The 21,765-nt window shown below is 68.4% G+C and carries 17 protein-coding genes and 1 riboswitch; of the genes, 7 read left to right on the top strand and 10 right to left on the bottom strand.

Annotation, left to right across the window (positions count from 1 at the left end):
* Positions 1-276: 276 nt before the first annotated feature.
* From BLV60_RS07885 to BLV60_RS07910, 6 genes are all read left to right on the top strand, one after another.
* Positions 277-2,214, top strand: coding sequence for a reverse transcriptase family protein (locus tag BLV60_RS07885; protein WP_093052553.1), 1,938 nt, complete (start codon positions 277-279; stop codon positions 2,212-2,214).
* Between the two features lie 309 nt (positions 2,215-2,523).
* On the top strand, positions 2,524-3,600 hold the full coding sequence (locus BLV60_RS07890; protein ID WP_093052556.1) for a GNAT family N-acetyltransferase: 1,077 nt from the start codon (positions 2,524-2,526) through the stop codon (positions 3,598-3,600).
* Entirely contained in the window at positions 3,597-4,448 is an 852-nt protein-coding gene (locus BLV60_RS07895; protein WP_093052559.1) for a PA4780 family RIO1-like protein kinase, read from the top strand. The genes BLV60_RS07890 and BLV60_RS07895 overlap by 4 nt, the downstream gene beginning before the upstream one ends.
* Before the next feature lie 21 nt (positions 4,449-4,469).
* Positions 4,470-5,402 (top strand): ABC transporter substrate-binding protein, encoded by a 933-nt coding sequence (locus BLV60_RS07900; protein WP_093052562.1) that lies wholly within the window; start codon positions 4,470-4,472, stop codon positions 5,400-5,402.
* Between the two features lie 32 nt (positions 5,403-5,434).
* A complete protein-coding gene (locus tag BLV60_RS07905; RefSeq protein WP_093052565.1) occupies positions 5,435-6,658 on the top strand; it encodes a GAF domain-containing sensor histidine kinase in 1,224 nt (407 codons plus the stop codon).
* Between the two features lie 33 nt (positions 6,659-6,691).
* The gene (locus tag BLV60_RS07910) at positions 6,692-7,174 is read left to right on the top strand and encodes an SET domain-containing protein (RefSeq protein ID WP_093052567.1); all 483 of its coding nucleotides are present in this window, start codon (positions 6,692-6,694) and stop codon (positions 7,172-7,174) included.
* Positions 7,175-7,191: 17 nt separating this feature from the next.
* Here BLV60_RS07910 and BLV60_RS07915 read toward each other — a convergent pair whose 3' ends face one another.
* From BLV60_RS07915 to BLV60_RS07955, 9 genes are all read right to left on the bottom strand, one after another.
* Positions 7,192-7,599, bottom strand: coding sequence for a DUF1090 family protein (locus BLV60_RS07915; protein WP_256328895.1), 408 nt, complete (start codon positions 7,597-7,599; stop codon positions 7,192-7,194).
* Positions 7,572-8,090: a vWA domain-containing protein gene (locus tag BLV60_RS07920; RefSeq protein WP_256328896.1), complete on the bottom strand. Its 519-nt coding sequence runs from the start codon at positions 8,088-8,090 to the stop codon at positions 7,572-7,574. Before BLV60_RS07920 ends, BLV60_RS07915 begins: the two co-directional genes overlap by 28 nt.
* 119 nt (positions 8,091-8,209) lie before the next feature.
* Entirely contained in the window at positions 8,210-9,274 is a 1,065-nt protein-coding gene (locus BLV60_RS07925) for a magnesium chelatase ATPase subunit I (protein ID WP_093052575.1), read from the bottom strand.
* The gene (gene cobN / locus BLV60_RS07930; RefSeq protein ID WP_093052578.1) at positions 9,271-13,089 is read right to left on the bottom strand and encodes a cobaltochelatase subunit CobN; all 3,819 of its coding nucleotides are present in this window, start codon (positions 13,087-13,089) and stop codon (positions 9,271-9,273) included. Before cobN ends, BLV60_RS07925 begins: the two co-directional genes overlap by 4 nt.
* Positions 13,090-13,101: 12 nt before the next feature.
* Positions 13,102-14,169 carry a cobalamin biosynthesis protein CobW gene (gene cobW / locus BLV60_RS07935; RefSeq protein ID WP_093052582.1) on the bottom strand — a complete coding sequence of 356 codons (1,068 nt, stop codon included), beginning with the start codon at positions 14,167-14,169 and terminating at the stop codon, positions 13,102-13,104.
* 82 nt (positions 14,170-14,251) lie between these two features.
* Positions 14,252-14,929 (bottom strand): energy-coupling factor ABC transporter permease, encoded by a 678-nt coding sequence (locus tag BLV60_RS07940; RefSeq protein ID WP_093052585.1) that lies wholly within the window; start codon positions 14,927-14,929, stop codon positions 14,252-14,254.
* Positions 14,930-14,975: 46 nt separating this feature from the next.
* Positions 14,976-16,505, bottom strand: coding sequence for a PepSY domain-containing protein (locus BLV60_RS07945; protein WP_093052588.1), 1,530 nt, complete (start codon positions 16,503-16,505; stop codon positions 14,976-14,978).
* An 11-nt stretch (positions 16,506-16,516) separates the two neighbouring features.
* Positions 16,517-18,703, bottom strand: a complete 2,187-nt coding sequence (locus tag BLV60_RS07950; protein ID WP_093052591.1) for a TonB-dependent receptor — start codon at positions 18,701-18,703, stop codon at positions 16,517-16,519.
* A gap of 131 nt (positions 18,704-18,834) precedes the next feature.
* Positions 18,835-19,134: riboswitch (cobalamin riboswitch) on the bottom strand.
* Positions 19,135-19,212: 78 nt separating this feature from the next.
* Complete coding sequence (locus BLV60_RS07955) at positions 19,213-19,434, bottom strand: hypothetical protein (protein ID WP_093052594.1); 222 nt, start codon at positions 19,432-19,434, stop codon at positions 19,213-19,215.
* Positions 19,435-19,597: 163 nt separating this feature from the next.
* On the opposite strand from BLV60_RS07955, the gene BLV60_RS07960 reads away from it, so the two are divergent.
* Positions 19,598-20,002 (top strand): hypothetical protein, encoded by a 405-nt coding sequence (locus BLV60_RS07960; RefSeq protein WP_093052597.1) that lies wholly within the window; start codon positions 19,598-19,600, stop codon positions 20,000-20,002.
* A 23-nt stretch (positions 20,003-20,025) separates the two neighbouring features.
* Here BLV60_RS07960 and ybaL read toward each other — a convergent pair whose 3' ends face one another.
* Positions 20,026-21,735: a cation:proton antiporter domain-containing protein gene (gene ybaL / locus BLV60_RS07965; RefSeq protein WP_093052600.1), complete on the bottom strand. Its 1,710-nt coding sequence runs from the start codon at positions 21,733-21,735 to the stop codon at positions 20,026-20,028.
* Positions 21,736-21,765 lie beyond the last annotated feature (30 nt).

Below are 21,765 nucleotides of genomic sequence, written 5' to 3' on the forward strand. Positions count from 1 at the left end.
TTTTGCGAACGGAGCGGGAAGGCTCTTGCAATCCGGACGGCGTATCGCCGTCCTCGTACACAGCACTTCCCAAGCGTCACTGGACGTCTCTTCACTGTGCCGTATGGCCATGGTGACGCGATAACAGTGCGGCTTCCTCGAAGCTCATCGGCGTCACCATGGCCATACGGCGTCGAGTGGAGCCCTCCAGTCCCGAGGCTCTTCGACGAGATTCCCGCTTCGTTCGCAATTTTTCTGATTCATCATCAGCAGTGCATCGGCCAGTGGCGCAGCGCCATGACCATGCAGTCTCCCGCCTCCTCTTCTTCCATTCCCGACTCGGCACTCACGCGCGAGGAGCTGTACGAGCGCATCCGCAAGGGCTCCAAGCAGGAAGTCGTCCTCGAGGAAATGCAGCGCCTCGGCTTCTGGCCGCAGGACGCGGCGCAGCCGACGGTCGAAGCCCAGTTGATCCGCCGCGAAAGCGAACTGCAGACGGCGCTCTCCAAGCTCGGCGACGAACTGCGCGGCATCGAGGACCGTGACAGGGCCCTGAAGACGATGCGCCAAGAACGCATGGCCAAGGCCCGCGAACGCCGCGAGGAAACCCGCCAGCGCCTCGCACAAGGCCGCCATGCGCGAGCCGTGGCGTGGCACGAGCGGCGTCAGCGCGAGCTGCTCTACGTGGGCGACGGCGTTTCGGGCGGCCTCAACGAAGCGCACAGCGACAGCCAGGCACTGGCCCGCAACGCCCTGCCCGCGCTGGACCACGCAGGCGACCTGGCGCAGGCGATGGGCATCGGCCTCGGCGAGCTGCGCTTTCTCGCCTGGCACCGCGACGTGGCGAGCGTGAGCCACTACCAGCGCTTCACCATCGCCAAGAAGAGCGGCGGCGAGCGCCACATCTCCGCGCCCATGCCGCGCATGAAGCGCGCGCAGTACTGGGTGCTCGACAACATCCTCGCGAAGATGCCGGTTCACGAGGCCGTGCACGGCTTTCTGCCGGGTCGCTCGATCCTCACCAATGCCGCACCGCACGTGGGCCAGGACGTGGTGATCAACCTCGACCTGAAAGACTTCTTTCCCTCCATCGGCATGCGCCGCGTGCGCGGCGTGTTCCGCCAGCTCGGCTATTCGTCGCAGGTGGCGAGCCTGCTGGCGCTGGTGTGCACCGAGGCGCCTACCGACGAAGTGCAGCTCGACGGCCGGCGCTACTTCGTCGCGCGCGGCGAACGCGTGCTGCCGCAGGGCGCCCCCACCAGCCCGATGCTGACCAACCTGCTGTGCCGCCGCCTCGACGCGCGGCTGGCCGCGAGTGCCGCCAAGCTGGGCTTTCGCTACACACGCTATGCGGACGACCTGAGCTTCTCGGCCGGCCCCGAGCACAGCCGCGACACCGGCAAGCTGCTGTGGCGCGTGAAGCAGATCGTGGCCAGCGAAGGCCTCACGGTGCACCAGGACAAGCAGCAGGTCATGCGCAAGCACCAGCAGCAGCATGTGACGGGCATCGTGGTGAACGACAAGCTCTCGATCGACCGCGACACCCTGCGGCGTTTTCGCGCCGTACTGCACCAGGCGGAGCGGCACGGACCGCAGGGCCTGCAATGGAACGGCAACAGCGACGTGATCGGCGCGCTGCGCGGCTACGCGAACTTCATCGCAATGACCGACCCGGCGCGTGGCGAGCCGTATCTGCAGCGCGTGCGAGCGCTGGCTGCCAAGCACCAACGAAGCGGTGCAGCGACACCTGCAGTCCCGCAGGCCTCTCAACGCAAGCTCCCTGCAGGTGAGTTCCGCAATCAATCCGCCGCAGGCAAGGCGCCCTGGCCCGCATGGTGGCAGCCGACGGAGGCGCCCGCACCGGTGCTGGAGAAAACCGCCGAGCAACTGGCGGAAGAAAAGAAGGCCCAGCGCGAAGCGGCACGGCCCCAGCCGGCCAAGCCCACAGCACCTGCAACGGCACGCACGACCACTGCGGCATCGCCCCCATCCGGGCAAGCCGCCGCGCAGGTGCCAAGCCTCGCCTCCCAACTCGGCTGGATCTTCAGCGTGATGCTGCAAGCCCTCTACGTTGTCAGCGTCTTCCTCGCGGGCACCAGCCCGCTGATCTGGCTGCTGACGGGCGGCGTGGCGATCAGCAACTTCGTGCAGCGCAAGCCCGGCTGGCTGCGCTTCATCGCGGCCGTCTTCGTGTCTTCGTTGCTGGCGTCGATCGTGCACGGCATGAAGAACTGACGCGTTGCATGCGCCAAAACCACACGCCACTTCACAGCACGCGGCAAGCCCGCTACATTCGCTCCTTCGACAACCACACAGAAAGCGGAGGTGCGCGATGGAAGACGCTGTAATTCATGCCCCCATGCACGTGCGGTTTGTCGGGCCTCATCTGAACAGCTGATCGTTCACGCGTCTATCGCGTAGCCAGTCTGCCCCGCGCGGCCTCCGGCCGTCGCGACGCCCCCAAGCCGCCCCGATTCAAACGCCGCCACCGGCACGCATGTGCCGGCGGCGCCCCGTTCATTTGTCGAATCAAGGCCAACGACCATGCTCGAAACCCGTGCCGCATCCGCGCGGCATACCGTGACCACTGTTTTCGATCCCCAGTGCGCGAGCGAAGCCGACTGGGGCAACTTCCTCGCGTACTGGCGCCTGCGCGCCGAAGAAGACTTTCCCGGCGACCCCATCGCTCCCGATGCCGACACCCGGTACAACGTGCAGCGGCCCAATCCGCTGTATGTCTTTCATCGAGTGCTGGCCGTCGGCGAGCAAGGCGAATTCATCGGCAGCCTGAGCGCGAGTTTTCGCCGCGAAGGCACGCCGGAGTACGAGGCGTTCGTGCCGTTCCTCGAAGCCTGGGGCGGCGTGCTGCGTCCGCACCGGCGCCGCGGCGTGGCAAGCGCATTGCTTCGCACATTGCTGGCGCTGATGGAGGCGCACGGCAAGTCCGTTGCGACGATCAAGGCGCACCTGCCCGAAGGCCACGCCTTCCTGCAGGCCATCGGCGCTGTCGAGAAGCACCGCATCGTCGAGAACCGCATGGCCTTCGCCGGCCTCGACTGGCAGGCGCTCGCGCGCTGGCGTGCCGAAGGCTTCGCACCCGCCCTCGGTCTGCGCGCCGAGGTGCACGCCGGCCGCGTGCCCTTCGAACGGCTCGCGACGCTGATGGCGCCGCTGTCCGTGCTGCTGAACGACGCGCCCACTACCAACCTCGAACGGCCGCCGATGCGCTACGACCTGGAGGACTTCCCTCCCTGGTACGCCGACATGGACCGCCGAGGCGGCGATCACTTTCTTGTGCTGCTGCTCGACGGCGACGAAGTGGTCGCGGTATGCGACGCCGCCTGGAACCAGCGCTTCCCCGACCGCATGCACCAGCGGCTCACGGCCGTGGCGCGGCGCTGGCGCGGCAAGGGCCTGGCCAAGGGCGTGAAGGCCGCCATGCTGCAACTCGTGCGCGAGCACCATCCCGAGGTCGCGATGGCCTTTACCCACAACGCCGAGGTCAACGAGCCCATGCTCTCCATCAACCACCGGCTCGGCTATGCCGCGCACAGGCATGATGGGCTCTACCAGATCGGCACGGAAAGCCTGAGAACCTTCCTCCAGGAGACACGTTCATGAAAGCACCTCAGCGACTGCAGGCACTGATCGACGAAGGCCTGATCGACACCGTGGTGCGCCAGCTCATGAGCGGCAAGGAAGCCATGGTCTACGTCGTGCGCTGCGGCGACGAGACGCGCTGCGCCAAGGTCTACAAGGAGGCCGACAAGCGCAGCTTCCGTCAGGCCGTCGATTACACCGAGAACCGCCGTGTCAAGAACACCCGCGAGGCGCGCGCCATGGCCAAGGGCACGCGCTTCGGCCGACAGGTGACCGAGGCCATCTGGCAGAGCGCCGAGGTCGATGCGCTCTACCGTCTGGCCGCCGCGGGCGTACGCGTGCCCACGCCGCACAACTTCCTCGAAGGCGTTCTGCTGATGGACCTGGTGACCGACGCCAACGGCGATGCCGCCCCGCGCCTGAACGATGTGGCCTTCTCGCCCGAAGACGCAATACGCCACCACGCCAGCCTGCTGAAGGAAGTGATGCGCATGCTGTGCGCCGGCATCGTGCACGGCGACCTCTCGGAGTTCAACGTGCTGCTGGCCGAAGACGGCCCCGTGATCATCGACCTGCCGCAGGCGGTGGACGCCGCGGGCAACAACCACGCGCGGCGCATGCTGCTGCGCGACGTCGGGAACCTGCGCGACTTCTTCGGCCAGTTCGCGCCCGCGCTGCTGCGTACGCACTACGGCGACGAGATCTGGCACCTCTACGAACGCGGCCTGCTGCGCCCCGAGACGGAGCTGACGGGCGCGTTCGTGCACGAGACCGGCCCGGTCGATCTGCGCAACGTGCTGCGCGAGGTGGACGACGCACGCGAGGAAGAAGCGGCGCGGCGCCTGCGCATGCAGACGCCGCGACAATAGCGGGCTCACGATGCCCGCCAGATGAACTCTTCCGCCCCGCGCCCGCCCCTTTCCACCACCACCGCGCGACGGATCGCCAAGGCCGCGGCTTTCGTGGCCCTGGGCCTCGGCCCGGCTGCGATGCACGCGCACGCAGCCGGCATCCGCCTCGAGGACGACCGCGGCATCACGCTCGAACTGCAGGCGCCGGCAAAACGCATCGTGTCGCTGATGCCCTCGCTGACCGAAACCGTCTGCGCGCTCGACGCCTGTGACCGGCTGGTGGGCATCGACCGCCACGCCAACTGGCCGGCGTCGGTCAAAGGGCTGCCGCAGGTGGGCGGCATCGATGACGCGAACATCGAGCGCATCGTCGCGCTCAAGCCCGACCTGGTGCTTCTGCGTCCGCGCAGCCGCGCCGCCGAGCCGCTGGAGCGCCTGGGCATCAAGGTGCTGGCGCTCGACGCCAAGACCCATGCCGACATGCGCCGCGTGATGGAAACCGTGGCCCGCGCCACCGGCCGTCCCGGTGCGGGCGAAGCCTTCTGGCGCAAGCTCGACGCGGGCTTGGACGCAGCCAAGGCGCGCGTGCCCGCCGGCTGGCAGGGCCGGCGCGTGTACTTCGAAGTGCACGGCGGCATGGCCGCAGCCAGCGAAAGCTCCTTCATCGGCGAGACGCTGGCCCGCCTCGGGCTCGGCAATGCGGTACCGGGCACGCTCGGCCCCTTCCCGAAGATGAGCCCCGAATTCGTCGTGCGCGCCAACCCCGACGTGCTGATGGTCTCGGCCCTCGGCGAAATCTCGGCCATGGCTTCGCGGCCCGGCTGGTCGGCCATGTCGGCCATCCAACGCGGGCGCGTGTGCAGCTTTGCCTCGGCCCGCTTCGACCTGATGATGCGCCCCGGCCCTCGGCTGGACGAGGCGGCCGATGCGATCGTTGGCTGCCTGGCCTCGCTGGGCGAGCCCAAGCCTTGACTTCGCGGGCCCTGGCGTACCATTCCAGCACCTTGAACACGCCTGCCGCCCTCTTCGCGCCTGCCGCCGACGTCGACAGCGACGAGGCCATCGCGCGGGACGTGGCCGCCATCGGCCGCATCAGCGCCGTGCCCTCGCTGCTGAAGATCATCTGCCAGAACACCGGCATGGGCTTTGCCGCCGTGGCCCGCGTGACCGACGGCACCTGGACCGCCTGCGCGGTGGAAGACACCATCCAGTTCGGCCTGGAGCCCGGCGGCCAGCTCAAGGTGGAGACCACGCTGTGCAGCGAATCGCGCATGGCCCGCCAGCCCGTGGTGATCGACCACGCCAGCACCGACCCGGTCTACGCCAACCATCACACACCGCGCCTGTACAACATCGAGAGCTACATCTCGGTGCCCATCATCCACAGCAACGGCGACTACTTCGGCAACCTCTGCGCCATCGACCCGCGCCCAGCCATGGTGTCCGATGCCCGGGTGGTGACGATGTTCACCGCCTTTGCTGACCTGATCGCGCGCCAGCTCGAAACCGAAGCCCGGCAGGAGCGCGCCGAAACAGCCCTGCAGTCGGCGCAGGACGCAGCCGAACTGCGCGAGCAGTTCATCGCCGTGCTGGGGCACGACCTGCGCAACCCGCTGTCATCGGTGGGCGTCGCGGCCGAACTGTTGATCCGGCGGCAGGCGGAGCCCGACCTCGTCAAGCTCGGAACCCGGCTCAAGGCCAGCACGCGCCGCATGTCGGCGCTGATCGACGACGTGCTCGACTTCGCGCGCGTGCGGCTCGGCTCGGGCATGGGCCTCGCAATCCGCGAAACCGAATTCCTGGCCTCGGGACTCAACGACGTGATCGACGAAGTGCGCGCCGCCCATCCCGCGCTCGACATCCGCGACGAACTCTCGGTCAGCGGCGTGGTGCGCTGCGACCAGGGCCGCATCCAGCAGGTGCTGTCCAACCTGCTCGGCAACGCGGTCGCGCACGGCGCGCCGGACCAGCCGATCGTGGTTCGCGCCGACGTGCGCAACGGCCAGCTCGTGCTGTCGGTGACGAACGGCGGCGACCCTATTCCTCCCTGCGACATCGCGAAGATCTTCCAGCCCTACTGGCGCCCCGAGAACAGCAAGCCCGGCGGCGGACTGGGACTCGGCCTCTACATCTGCTCGGAAATCGCCGCGGCCCACGGCGGCACGCTGGAGGTCACGTCCTGTGCGGACGAAGGCACCTGTTTCGTGGCGAAGCTGCCGATCACTTGATATCTCGACGCCCCCCGTTTCCTTCTTTCCCCCATGAAGCATCGCAAGCAAACCTCGTCCACCCCTTTCGTCCGGGTGGGCCCCAGCGGCGTGCACGGCCTCGGCGCCTTTGCCACGCGCGACCTGCCGGCCGAAGCCTTTCTCGGCCTGTACGAAGGCCGCCGCTACACCAAGGCCGAAATCGCCACCAAGGTCTGGGACGACCAGCTGACCTACCTGTTCACGCTGACGAACCACGAGACCATCGACGGCTCCAAGGGCGGCAACGCCACCCGCCACCTGAACCACTCGTGCGAGCCGAACTGCGAAGCGGTGGAGGAATACGACGAGGGCGGCGAGCTGGTGCTCAAGTTCCAGACGCTGGTGGCGGTGGACGCGGGCGACGAGTTGTTCATCGACTACTCGCTGACAGCGGACGACGGCTCGCCGCCGTCGAAGTACCCCTGCCATTGCGGCTCGCCGGGCTGTCGGGGGACGATGCTGGCGCCTGAAGAAACCGAGACGCCTGCCCCGTAAGCGACCCGGCATCGGCGTCAGGGCGACTCGTTCTTCAGCTTGCGCAGTTGCTCCTCGGTGCGATCGAGTTCCAGCCGAAGCGCCCGAGCCTCCTGCTCCAGCTTGTCGATGCGGGCTGCGCGGCTCTCGGCTGGCGGCGCGGTCTTGCTGCAACGCAGCTGCAGCGCGCTCAATGCCTCGGCAAGCTCTCGCCGCCGCAACATCTGGCCCCGGGAACGCGCAAGATCGATATCGCGCTCGAGCAATGCCTCCTCCGCCTGGCAAGTCGCGCCGTCCGGCGGCACCGCGGGTTGCGCGAAAGCAGGCAGCGTCACGCTCAACGCAAGGGCCAGGAAGCAGGTTTTGACGCTCATGCCGCACGGTAACGCAACGGCGGTGCAAAAACCGCCGATCAGCCCTACACGATGAGGTAGCGCGCGTCCCATTGCGTGGCGAGCTGCTTGGCGCGATGCAGCGGCATTCGTGCCGCCTCGAAATCGACCACGCACGCAACATCGGCGGTCTCGGGCCGCGCGGGGCTTTCGCTGCTGCGGCCGTCGGTCAGCAGCCACAGCCAGCGCTGCCGCGTTTCGCTCTTCGCGAGCAACTGGCCGGCACGCTGCACGCCCAACGCTAGCGGCGTGCCACCACCGGCGGCAATAGGCGCGATCCAGTCGTCGTTCCAGGCGCTGGCGCGGCGTGGCGGCAGACGCAGCTCGACCACCTCGCCGGCAAAGCACAGCAGCGCGACGTGGTCGCGGCGCTGGTAGGCCTCCTGTATCAGCGCGAGCAGCAGGCCCTTGGCGCGTGCGAGGTTGCTGTCGTTGCGCATCGAGGCCGAGCAGTCGAGCAGGAAGCAATGGAGTGCACCGCTGCGCGCTTCTTGCGGGCGATGGCGCAGGTGCCCGGCGCGCAGCCGGTCGGCGCCGCGTGCCACAAGGGTGCGCGGCCAGTCGAAGGCCGCGCCCTGCGGCGAGCGGCCCTGCCATGCGTCCCTTTGCGAACCCTGCCTCCGGTCACCCTGGCGTGCGCCAGCGGGTGCGGCGTCCCGGAGGCTCAGGCTTTTTTTGGGGCGGCCTGCGTGCGGTCGATCAGCGGGCGCAGCGGCTTCACGCGCTCGATGCCGACGGGTTCAGGGGGCATGGCGCCCCAGTCTTCGTCGCCTGCGCTGTTTGCTTCATCTTTGCCGTTACTGCTCCCATCGGGCTTTCCGGCTCGGGGCGCGGGGGCCGGCGCCGCAGCCTCGGCTTCAGGCTTGCGCCGATGCAGCAGCACGGCCTCTGCCACGCGCTGCACGTGGTCGGTGGTGATGGCAGCCGAGCCCTCCCATGCTGCAAGTGCCCGAGCCGAGCGCAGCATCACGAGATCGGCTCGCAAGCCATCGACGCCGGCCTCGATACACAGCGCGCCGACCGCCTCGTGCACCGCATCGCCGTACGGCAGCGCCGCTGCATCTCCCACGAGCGCCCGTGCGCGAACCAGCGCAGCAGCCAGTTCGGCCTCTTCCTGTGCGTGCTTCGCACGAAAGCCCTGCGGATCGGCATCGAAGGCCAGCCGCGCACGCACGATGGCCTGCCGCTCGGCCGCGCCCCCGATGTTGCGCAGTTGCACGCACAGGCCGAAGCGGTCGAGCAGTTGCGGGCGCAGCGTGCCCTCTTCCGGGTTCATGGTGCCGACCAGCACGAAGCGTGCGGCGTGCCGATGCGAGATTCCGTCGCGCTCCACCACGTTGACGCCGCTGGCCGCCGCGTCGAGCAGCGAGTCGATCAGCGCATCGGGCAGCAGGTTGATTTCGTCCACGTACAGCACGCCGCCATGCGCGCGCGCCAGCAGGCCGGGCGCGAACTTGAGCTCATGGCCGGCCAGCGCCTGCCCGAGGTCCAGCGTACCGACGAGGCTTTCGAGGCTCGCGCCCAGCGGCAGCGTGACGAAGGGGGCACCCGGCAACAGCTCGGCCAGCGCACGGGCAGCCGTGGTCTTGGCAGTGCCGCGCGGCCCTTCGATCAGCACACCACCCAGGCCGGGATCGACAGCAGCCAGCAGCAGCGCCTGGCGCAGATGCGGCTGGCCCGCTATCGCGGCAAAGGGAAAAGGCACCGGCATCGGGGCGGCAGTGGTCATCGCGGGCTTCCTTCCATCTGCTGCTCGTGGTCGAGCAGCAGGTTTTCCAATTGGTTCTTGTAGTCGCCGGGCGACTGCCACAGGCCGCGCTGCATGGCTTCGAGCAGGCGGCTGAGCATGTCGTGCAGCGCGCGCGGATTGTGTTCGCTCACGAAGTCACGCGTGGCTTCGTCGAGCACATAGGCGTCGGCCACCATCGCGTACTGGTGGTCGCCGACCACGCGCGCGGTGGCATCGAAGCCGAACAGGTAGTCGACCGTCGCGGCCATCTCGAAGGCGCCCTTGTAGCCATGCCGCTTCACGCCGTCGATCCACTTCGGATTGACCACGCGCGAGCGGATGACGCGGCTGATTTCTTCCTTCAGCGTGCGCACGCGCGGCGCCTGCGGGTTGCCATGGTCACCGTGGTACATCGCCGGCTGCCGGCCGCTCAGATGGCGCACGGCGGCGACCATGCCGCCCTGGAACTGGTAGTAGTCGTTGGAGTCGAGCAGGTCGTGCTCGCGGCTGTCCTGGTTCTGCATGACGACGTTCATGGCGCGCAGGCGGCGAACCAGCGCGTCGGCGGCGGGCACGCCGTCGCTGCCCTGGCCGTAGGCGTGGGCGCTGCCGCCGACGTAGGCCTTCGACAGGTCGTCGTCGGTCTGCCAGTCGCCATGGTCGAACAGCGGTTGCAGGCCCGAGCCGTAGCTGCCGGGCGCGGAGCCGAACACGCGCCAGCCGGCCTGCTGGCGCGCTTCTTCCGGAGAAGCACCTTGCGCCTCCAGCGCGGCGGCCTCGCGGAGGATGCGTGCGCGAATCGGGTTGCGCTCGGCGTCTTCGTCTTCCTGTGCGGCGACGGCCTGCACGGCCGCATCGAACATCTGCACGGCGTTGGGAAAGGCGTCGCGGAAGAAGCCGGAGATGCGCAGCGTGACGTCGATGCGCGGACGGCCGATGCCGACCGTGGGCAGCACCTCGAAATCGACCACGCGCTGGCTGCCCGGCGCCCACTTGGGCCGCACGCCGATGAGCGCGAAGGCCTGTGCCAGATCGTCGCCGCCGGTGCGCATGGTGGCCGTGCCCCAGACCGACAGGCCCATGGCCACCGGATAGTCGCCGTGCTCCTGCATATGCCGCTCGACCAATTGCGCGGCTGACTTGAGGCCGAGCATCCATGCAGTAGGGGTGGGAATGGCGCGCGTATCGACCGCATAGAAATTACGGCCGGTAGGCAGCACGTCGGGCCGGCCGCGCGAAGGCGAACCGCTCGGGCCCGGCGGCACGAATCGGCCTTGCAAGGCGCGGGAGAGTTGCAGCAGTTCCTGCGCACCGCAGGCATCGAGCGCGGGCGCCAGGCTTTGCGCGATGCGGCCCATCACGGCGGTAGTCTTCGGCAGTTCGGACGGGCATGCGCCCTCTTCCAGCAGGCGCTGCGCCAGCAGTTCCAGCCGCTCGCGCGTGTCGCCCTGATGCCGCCACGCTTCAGTGCTCACCGATTGCAGCAGCGTGGGGCGCGCGCCCTGCCACGGCCGGGCCGCGTCGATGTCGAGCGGGTCGAAGGCATCGCCCGCCAGCAGATCTTGCGACAGCGCGCCGAGCAGCCCGGCATTCGCGCCCGCACCATCGGCAGCCGGATAGCGTGCCAGCGCCAGCAACGTGTCGCGCCGCAGCCGCTCGCGCGGCGATGCGCCGAACACATGCAGCCCGTCGCGGATCTGCGTTTCCTTCAGCTCGCACAGGTAGGCATCCACGCGCGCGAGCACCGCATCGTCTTCCGCGCCGGGCATGGCCAGTTCCTCGACCAGATGCTGCGCGCGCACCGCCGCGAGGATCTGCGCGCGCAGCACCTTGGCGCGGCGCGCATCGACCAGCAGTGCGTCGTAGTACTCGTCGACCTGCCGTTCCAGGTCCTGCATCGGGCCGTGGTTCTCGGCGCGCGTGAGCGGCGGCATCAGGTGGTCGACGATGACCGCCTGCGTGCGCCGCTTGGCCTGCGCACCCTCGCCCGGGTCGTTGACGATGAACGGGTACACGTTGGGCAGCGGCCCGAGGATGACGTCGGGCCAGCAAGACTGCGACAGCGCGATGCTCTTGCCCGGCAGCCATTCGAGGTTGCCGTGCTTGCCGACGTGCACCACCGCATCGATGGCAAAGGCCTCGCGCAGCCAGAAATAGAAAGCGAGATAGCTGTGCGGCGGCACCAGCTCCGCGTCGTGATAGCTCGCGTAGTCGGCTGCACCCAGCGTGCCCAGTGCGCGCGCAGGCTGGATGCCGACAAACACGCGGCCCAGCCGCAGGCCGGCGATCATGAAGCGGCTGTTTCGCACCATCGGGTCTTGTTCGGGCGGCCCCCAGCGCGCGTCGATGGCCGCCGCCATGCCATCGGGCAGCTTTGCCAGGCATGCGCGGTACTCGGCCAGCCCGTAGCTCTGCCACGCCGGCCGCGCGGCCCATTGCGTGGGGTCGTTCGCGATGCCTTCCTGCAGCCTGCGCATCAGCGCATCGCCATCAGCGGGCATTGCGCCGGGCTCGCCCAGCGCATAGCCTTCGGCCGCCATCGCGCGCAGGATCGCCATCACCGAGGCAGGAGTGTCGAGCCCCACGCCGCTGCCGATGCGCCCCTCGCTGCCCGGGTAGTTCGCGAGGATCAGCGCGATGCGCTTGTCGCCGGCACGCAGGCTGCGCAGCCGGCACCAGCGGCGCGCCAGCTCGGCGACGAAAGCTATGCGATCAGGCTCGGGCTGGTAGTTCACCACCTCGGTCTGCGTAAGTTCGCAGCGGTGCGACAGGCCCTTGAAGCTCACGGCGCGCGTGATGATGCGGCCGTCCATCTCGGGCAGCGCGATCTGCATGGCAATGTCGCGCGGGCGCAGGCCCTGGCTGTCGGCCAGCCAGTCTTCGCGGTTGCCGCCGCTCACGATCACCTGCAGCACGGGTGCGTCACCGGCCAGCGCGATGCCTTCGCCCTCTTCGTTCTGCGCGCCCTGCCCCATCGCGGCGAAAGCCGTGGTGTTGAGCACGAGCTGCACGTCATGCTCGGTGCACAGCTCGCGCAGTGTGGACAGGCACAGCGGGTCTTTGAGTGAATCGAGCGCAACCGGCAGCGGGTTCAGCCCTTCTGCGCTCAATGCGGCGGCGAGCGCATCGAAAGCCACCGTGTTGCCCGACAGCAGATGCGAGCGATAGAACACCAGCGCCACCACCGGCGCGCCCACATGCCACCCGGCGCGCAAATCGTCGATGCCGGCCACGGTGTGCGCAGCGTCAATGCCGCGCGGCACATGCAGCGCAACCTGCGGCAGGCTGCGTGGCGGCAGCGGCGCTTCGCCGTGCCCCAGCCCATGGAAGGCCACCGCGCGCAAAAACTGCATCGCATTGCCCGCCCCGCCGCTGCGCATGTACTGCCAGAGCTGGCGGCTCACCGCGCGCGGCGCCGTGCTGCGCGCAAGCAGGTCTTCGTCTTCCTGCAGGTCGCCGGAGAACATGGCGAGCTGCTGGCCCTTGCGCTTCGCGAGCTTTTCGAGCTGCTGGAGCCCGTAGGCCCAGGCCGATTCCGCACCCAGGTGATCGACCACCACCACGCGCGCATGCTGCAGCACCTCGTCGATGTACAGGTCGAGCGACGCAGGCTGGCGCAGGTGCATCAGGTTGGCCAGCCGCAGCGACGGATAGCCGGGGTCGGCGACCGCCAGCGCCGTGCGCGCCGCCGCGAGCAGCGCCAGCGTGGTGTCGGCCGAGCTGAGCACCACGATGTCGCCCGGCGTCTGGTCGAGCCGGGTGACGACGCTGTCGTCTTCGACGAAGCGTCCGGGCTGGGTGCTCAGCAGATGCATGCGTTCAAGCCGTCAGGCTGCGACCGCGCTCACCTCTTCCAGCGCCTTGCGCAGCACCGCCTCGTCGAGGTCTTCGCCGATGAACACGAGCCGCGTGCGCTGCGCCTCGCCATCGCGCCAGCGGCGGTCGAAGTGATGGTCGAAGCGGCGACCCACGCCCTGCACCAGCAGGCGCATCGGCTTGCCCGGAATGGCGACGAAGCCCTTCACACGGTAGATGGCGTGCTGCTCGACCAGCCTGCCGAGCACGGCGAGCAGGCCGTCGCGATCCACCGGCGGCAGCTCGATCACGAGCGAGTCGAACTCGTCGTGGTCGTGGTCTTCCTCGTGGTCGTGGTGGCTTTCGCGCAGGTGGATGGTGGCCTCGGCCGCGCGGCCCTGCCCCAGCAGCAGCGCGAGCGGCAACCGGCCTTCGGTGGCAGCCACGATCTTGACTTCGGGCGGCAGCTCTTCGCGCACCAGCGCCTCGACCTTCGCTCGCGCGGCGTCGTCCATCAGGTCGGTCTTGTTCAGCACCACGAGGTCGGCGGCCGAGAGCTGGTCTTCGAACAGCTCGTGCAGCGGCGACTCGTGGTCGAGGTTGGGGTCGGCGCGGCGGGCTTCGTCGACAGCCTCGGGGTTCTCGGCGAACTGGCCCGAGGCGGCGGCCGGGCCGTCGACCACCGTGACCACGGAATCCACGGTGAAGATGTTGGCGATGTCCGGCCACTGGAAGGCCTGCACCAGCGGCTTGGGCAGCGCGAGGCCCGAGGTTTCGATGATCACGGCATCGATGTCGCCGCGGCGCTCGGCCAGTTGCAGCATCACAGGCAGGAATTCTTCCTGCACGGTGCAGCAGACGCAGCCGTTGGCCAGCTCGTACAGCGCGCCTTCGCGCTCGTTGCCCTCGTCGTCGCAGCCGATGCCGCAGCCACGAAGAATCTCGCCGTCGATGCCGAGTTCGCCGAACTCATTGACGATCACCGCGATGCGGCGGCCTTCGGCATTGCCGAGGATGTGGCGCAGCAGCGTGGTCTTGCCGCTGCCGAGGAAGCCCGTGACGATGGTGACGGGGATCTTGGCGTTGCTTGCTTGTGTCATGGGAGATGTTCTTTCAGGCGCGCAAGCGCCCGTGCCGCTCCCCGAGGCAGCACCTCGTGAGCGCGGCGATGCATTGGTTGAATCAGATGGCGCTGTACAGGCGGCGCTCGACGAAGGCCGTGCCCTGCAGACGACGCCAGGCCTTTGCGGCGGCCAACACACCCAGGTCGACCAGCGGCTCGACAAGCACGACTGTCATGTAGGCAGCGCCGAAGCTGGCGATCTGGCTCAGGTTCTCGAGCCCGGTGCCGCGTCCGTAGAGCGCCCAGAAGCCGACCCAGACCACGATGCCGCCCTGGTAGGCCACCGACAGCTTGAATGCCTGCTGGTAGCTGATGTCCACGTAGGCCAGGTTCTGGGGAATGATCCGACGTGCCAGCGCGGCCGCTGCGAACAAGGGCACCAGCAAGGTGGTGACGTTCATGCCGAACTGCGGCACATCCTGCGGCTCGAAGAACAGGCCCTGGATGAGCAACCCGCCCGCCAGGCCAATGGCCGCAGGCGCCAGGCCGAACACCAGCAGCAGGGTCGTGCCCAGAATCAGGTGCACCTCGGACACGCCCACCGGGTGATGCGGCAACACCTCGAAGAAGCAGAACACCAGCGCAATGGCAATGGCCGAGCGCAGCGCCAGGGCGGCAAGGCCGTCCTTCACGGCCGTATCGAAGGCCACCTTGCCTGTGTAGGCGAGAGCAGCTGCCGCCGTGGCGTAGCTGAGGAAGATCTTGGATCCGTCGACGAGACCTGGTTCGATGTGCATCGAGCACCTCCTGAAATGCACCGCAGTGCGAAAGTTGATTGTTGGTTCATGGGCCTGCTTGCGCAAGCCCCTTCGATATGGCCAATGGTCGAGGCTTGCGCCGCAGCCGTCGCCAGCCGATCACGACGCCGCTGGCCGAGGCCACGGTGCCGACGATGGAAAGCAGCCACACCACGAGATCCCAGGCCGGCCGGTACTGGATGAGCCAGGGAAAGTCGAGGCTGTGCGCCGCATTGAAGAGCCAGCGTCGCAGCCTCGAATTGCTGTCGTTGCTGCCGGCGACCTGCCCGCTGGCCGGGTCGATGTAGATCCAGCTGTGCGCGGGGTCGTCGAACTGCAGCCGCCACACGGGCACGGTGCGCTCGCGGTGGTGGCCGTACCAGTGGAAGTCTTCGCGGGTCTGCAGCGTGGCCTGGGTGATGGCGCCGGGCCGCAGGCGGGCGGCGGCGCGCAGGATGTCGCTCTTGCCGATGACGGCGGGGCTGCCGGTGGCCGCATCGACCACCCGCACGCGCGCCTTCGCGTCGCGCAGGTGCAGCAGCGGCTTGCCGTCGAACCACAGCAGCACGGCCTCGCGCGGTGCGGCCTCGCCCTCGCCTGGCGGCAACACCGCTGGCGGCCAGGGGAACGGCGACTTACCGGCACCCGTGTAGCGCGCCATCGCAGCCGCGTCGCCCGGCCCGCGCTGGAACCAGCCATTGGGGTTCATCGACAGCCAGCCGCTGATGATCCACGTCAGCACGAAGAAGCCGCCGATCAGCCCCGCGATGTGGTGCCAGGCCATCCATCCGTTGTACGGCGTGACCGCGCCATTGCGGAACCTGCGCCGCAGGCGCACCCGCAGGATGCCGATGACGATGCCCGTCACGGCCGAAACGATGCATGCCGCCGACAGCCACACCACCACGTCGTGCCACAGCGGCGGATCGGCGCGCAGTGGCGTGAAGTAGATCCAGTGCGGCACGGAGCCCAGCCAGTTCCAGAAGCGCTCCGAGCGTGTGGTGTCGCGCACCACTTCGCCGTTGCGCGAAGACACGTACAGCTCCGTGCCGGCCGCGTCGCCGACTTCGATGCGGTGCAGCGGGCGCAGCGGGTTCAGGCCCTGCGGCACGGTCCACTGGTCGCGCTCCAGCGTCTCGGCCCAGTGCGCACTCGCATGGCCCGAGAAGGCCCGTGCGATGGTTTCGGCCTGCGCGGCATCGACCGGGCCGGGCACATGGCCGTCGCGCGCCGAGACCGTGTGCCGGCCTCCGCTCGCATCGACGATGCGCCATACGGGCTCGGCGTTGATGCCGCCCTGCATCTCCAGCACCATGCGCCGCGGCTGCACGCGGGCCGCCTGCGGCAGCGCGTCGAGTGCAGCGGTTGGCGACACCGCCGCCTGCTCGAAACGCAGCGGCGCCAGCCCCGCAAGCCGCTCTTCGTCCGTGAGGTTGGGATACCCCACGTACATCATCACGACGCCCGAGACGAACCACATGACGAACAGCAGGCAGCCGCCAATGCCCAGCCACCGGTGCGTCCAGTAGAGCCAGTGCCGGATGATCGGCCAGGCGCGGCGCCATGCGGAAGTCATGGGAGCGCCGCTCAGAAGTTGACCAGAGCCGACAGCTCGAACGAACGCGGGCGGCCCAGCAACCACTGGTTGCCGCCGTTCGAGAACGACACCGCGTAGCGGCGGTCGGCCAGGTTGTAGGCGCGCAGCGCAAGCTTCAGCGAAGGATTCGCCTGCCAGCTCACGCCCGCATCGGCCACCGTGTAGGAGCCGATCTTGCGCGAGTTGGCCGTATCGACCTGGCGTGGTCCGACGTAGCGCACGCCGAAATCGGCCTCCCACTGCGGCAGGAAGCGCCAGTTGAGCCAGAGATTCGCGGCCTCTTCGGGCACGCCAGTGGGCGTGTTGCCCGCGCGCGAGACGAGGCGCCCGCTGACGACTTCGTTGAAGTCGTCATAGCGCGCGCGCAGCTTGGCCACGTTGGCTTCGAGCCGCAGCGTCGAGGTGAGCGCCAGGTCGAGCGTGGCCTCGATGCCTTCGGACGACTGCTTGCCGATCTGCTGGGTGGTGGTCGGATCGGTCGCGTCGCGCGAGAGCAGCTTGGTCTTCTCGATGCGATAGGCCGCCACGGTCCAGGCCCCGCGGTTGTCGGCCAGCTGGCGCTTGTAGCCAACCTCGACCTGCCGGCCGGTGCTGAGCTCGAACGGCACCTGCGTGGCCGAGGTGGAGATGAGCGAGGTCAGCGGGTCGGCCGCGCGCGCCACCTGCGCATAGAACGACTGCGACACATCGGGCGCATACACCACGCCGAGGCGGCCGGTGGCGTACTCGAAGGTCTTGCCGAGGTTGTTGGCTGCGTTCTGCAGGTCGGCGCGCGCCACCTTGGCATGGTCCCAGCGCAGGCTGCCCACCACCGACCACTGCTCGTTGAAGGCCAGCTTGTCTTCGGTGAAGAAGGCGTAGGTGTCGGTCTTGGTCCGGTAGCGCGGCGTGTAGGCCACGGGCGACACGTAGTAGCCGGGGTTGAAGGCGAAGGGGTCGACCACCGAGCGCCCGCCGTACGGTGAATCGTTGCTGTGCTGGAAGTTGATGTGATTCGCGTCGAAGCCCACCAGCACCTGGTTGGCCAGGCCGAACAGGCTGTGCTTGAAGGTCGCGTCGGTGCGGTTGCCGATCTGCTCCTGGTCGTGGCCGATTTCCAGGTAGTCGCCGCGCGTCACGCGCCGCGTGGTGGCGTTGTAGGTGTAGGTCTCGCTGTCGCGCCAGTGGCGCTTGCTCTCCAGCCGGTAGAGCTGGTTGCGCACGGTGACGGCGCTGTTGGGCGTCCACTGGGCGTCGAGCCGGGTCCACTTGTCGCGGTACTTGATTTCCGAATCGTCGACGTTGTAGTTCTGGCGCAGCGTCTGGCTGCTCAGGCGGCCGTCGATCAGCGGCACGCCGAAGTAGCGCTGCGGCGACTGCCGGCCCTCGTCGTGCGACAGCGTGAACTGCAGCTGCGGCGACACGTCGAGCCGCACGGCCGCGCCCACGGCCAGGCTCTCGGCCTGCCCGCGCTGCATGAAGCCGTCGGTCTGGCGGTGGCTGATGTCGAAGCGGTAGGAGAGCTTGTCGTTGATCGCCCCGCCGCTGCCAAAGGCCACCTGGCGGGTGGCGTCGGAGCCCACCGTGACCAGCGCCTCGTTCTGGATCGGGCCGCGCGTCGGCTTCTTGGGCACCACGTTGATGGCGCCGCCGATGGCACCCTCGCCGTACATCACCGAGGCCGCGCCGCGCAGCACCTCGATGCGGTCGACAGACCAGGTGTCGAACGGGAAGGTGACAGTGCCCGCGCCTGCGTAGAGGCGCGTGCCGTCGAACAGCTGCATCACCGAGCCGTGGCCCGAGAAGCCGCGCGCCACCATCGCGGTGCCGCCGTTGCCGGGGCCGGGCGTGCCGGTGATGCCGGTGGCACGGGTGGCGGCATCGATCACCGAGACGTCGCCGCGTGCGCGGATGGTATCGCCCGTCAGCACTTCGATGCTGGCCGGCGTTTCCAGCGGCGTGAGGCCGAGGCGGCTGCCGGTGTGCGAGGGTTCGTCGATGGCGAGCGGGGTATGCCGTTCGGCCTCGACCTGCACAGGCTTGAGGCTCTGGCTGTTGCTGCTGGCTGCTTCACCCGACGACTGCGCGAAGACCGCGGAAGGCCCGAAAACCAGCCCCAGACCCAGTGAAAGACCCGAAAGGCGCGTCCAACGCAGCGGCGCGCCCGTGCGATCGCGCGCTGGCGATGCATGACCCATGTGACTTCTCCTCCGGCCCGCGTCCCCGCAGGCTCCTGACCGATAGAGGACGCGGCGGAAGAGGCGAAGGGACTGCGACGGTACGCGCGAGCGCGAAGCGGTGGCAGGCCCGGACACGCACTCCCGCAGCGTCCGAAGGCGGTTGCGAAGGCCGGTATCCGGGCTTGCGGAGCGCCGCGGCGTGCCAATCAATCAATGAATGGATGCACACCGCGGCCGAAACCCTCGCCTTCCCACGCCGAAGCGCAGTGGCTGCCCGTGCCGTCTGGGAGGCATAAGCATGAGGGTTTCCAGATCCGCTGACCGTTGCGGGGGCAGCGCAGGAGTTGCAGCGTCAATCAATCAAGAATGAACGACGCGGCGCACCTGCTTCCCGTTTAACCCCGTGGCCATGAGATGGCGTGCGGGGCACCTTCGAACCGTGTTGCCTGGCGGGATTAATAAGAATTAACGCACCAGAACGGCGGGATTATAGGGAGAGGCCTTCCGCCGAAGGCCTCTGATGGGCCTCAGGCAGGCCTTCCGTCGGGTCCGAACAGCCGCCGCATCACGGCCACGCCCGCCACCAGCGCGTTCGAATAGGTGGCATAGGGATCGTGGGCTGCCTCCAGCGGCACATAGACGTGGGAGGTCTCGCCAGGCGTGTCGTCGACCGCCTCCATCAGCACCCAGTAGAACTCGCCCGCCTCCAGTTCATGGACGGTGAGCGCGATGTTTCTCGATGAGGGCATGGAGGTAAGAGTGGCTGACAAGGTTGTCGGTTCTTTTTTGAATGGGCGGGGTACGCACGCGGTTGACAGTGCTTTCGGGTTTCTCCTACAGAGCCCGGTGCCGGTGCGACCTAATGTTGTAGTCAGGGACCTTTCAGAAGCCTTTCCAAGAACAGGAGGCAGCATGAAGCATTTCACTCTTGAACCGGGCATGCGATCGAGCATCGGCGGGGCCTTTTACCCGACCGGCTACTCGATGGTGATGTTTCCGAGTGCGGAAGACGCCGACCGCATCGGCCACCGCCTGATCGAAAAAGGCATGAGTGGCGACGAGGTCTATCTGCTGCCCGCGCAAACGGTGCTGGCCGAAATCGCCCCGACCGCGAAGACATCCGACAACCCCCTGCCCTCCGCCGGCACCGACGCCGCGACGGTACGCGCCTATACCGAGTTGGCGCGCGACGGCCACACGGGCCTGCTGGTGAGGACAAGAGACGGCGCTGCCGCCGAACGCCTGATGGAACTGGTGCGCACCGTGCCCTATTCCATCGCCCAGCGCTACCGCACGCTGGTCATCGAAGACCTCTGAGAAGAAGAGGAAAGCAGGCGTCTTCAAGCCGGCACGGCCATCGACACGGCGCGCTGGACTACATCACGGGCCATGGCCTGGGCGAGTTCGTGCTCGCCGAGGAACACGGTGGCAGAGGTTTCCTGCGTGAGCAGCCGGGCCTCCTGCTCGTTGTGGCTGCGGATCACGGTCTGGATGGTGGGGTTGAGCGTGCGCGCCGTCTCCATCATCTGGCGCACGTTCATGGCGTCGGGCGTGGCCACCACCAGCACGCGGGCGCGCGCGATGTGCGCCTGGATCAGCACCGCCGGGTCGGCCGCGTCGCCCCACACGGCCGGCGTGCCGGCCTCGCGCAGCTTTTCGACAAGCTCGCGGTTCTGCTCGGCCACCACGTAGGGAATGTCGTGCGCGTCGAGTTCGGCCGCAATGCGGCGCCCCACGCGGCCGTAGCCCACCAGCACCACTTGCCGCGAGAGGTACTTGGCCTCGGTGGTCATGGGCAGTTCGGCCAGCGGGTCGTCGCGCGATTCGAGCCCGCGCGCGAAGGACGAACGGGCATGGAGCCACTTCTGCATCGGCCCGATCAGGCTGAACCACAACGGGTTGGTGGCAATGGAAATCAGCGCACCCGCCAGCACCAGGCTCTGGCCCTCCACCGGCAGCAGGCCCAGCGACACGCCCAGCCCGGCCAGGATGAACGAGAACTCGCCGATCTGCGCCAGGCTGGCGCTCACCGTGAGCGCCGTGCCCAGCGGGTAGCGGAACACCAGCACCAGCGCGCAGGCCGCGAGCGACTTGCCCAGCACGATGACCAGCACCACCGCCAACACCTGCAGCGGCCGCTCGATCAGCACCGACGGGTCGAACAGCATGCCGACCGACACGAAGAACAGCACCGCGAAGGCGTCGCGCAGCGGCAGCGACTCTTGCGCGGCGCGGTGGGCAAACTGCGACTCGCGCATCACCATGCCGGCGAAGAAGGCGCCCAGCGCAAACGACACGCCGAACAGCGCCGCCGAGGCAAAAGCGATGCTCACGGCAGCGGCCACCACGCACAGCGTGAACAGCTCGCGCGAGCCGGTCCGCGTGACCTGCCAGAGGATCCACGGGAACACGCGCCGCCCCACCACCAGCATCAGCGCCACGAAGCCGCCGACCTGCAGCAGCGTGAGGCCCAGCGTCTGCCACAGCGGATCGGCCGGCCCGGCCTGCTGCGCACCCTGCCCGCCCAGCGTGCCCGCCAGCGGCGGCAACAGCACGAGCACCAGCACCATCGCCAGGTCTTCGACCACGAGCCAGCCGACGGCGATGCGGCCCGTAAATGAATCGAGGATGCCCAGGCTTTCGAGCGCGCGCAGCAGCACGACCGTGCTCGCCACCGACAGCGCGAGCCCGAACACCAGTGCCGCGCCGGGGCTCCAGCCCCACCACAGGGCCAGCCCACCGCCGAGCAGCGTGGCCACGCCGATCTGCGCGATCGCGCCGGGCAGTGCGATCTTGCGTACGGCCAGCAGGTCGTCGAGGGAAAAATGAAGGCCTACGCCGAACATCAGCAGCATGACGCCGATTTCGGCAAGCTGGGCGGCGATTTCCGCGTCGGCCACGAAGCCCGGTGTGAACGGCCCGATGATCACGCCCGCCAACAGGTAGCCGACCAGCGCGGGCAGCCGCAGCTTGGCTGCCAGGAATCCGAACACCAACGCCAACCCCAAGCCGGCGGCAATCGTGTTGATGAGGGAAACGCTGTGGGGCATCGCTCCATTTTGCAGGAACGATGTCTGCCC

The sequence above is a fragment of the Variovorax sp. YR634 genome (genome assembly GCF_900106655.1).
Classification (GTDB): Bacteria; Pseudomonadota; Gammaproteobacteria; order Burkholderiales; family Burkholderiaceae_C; genus Variovorax.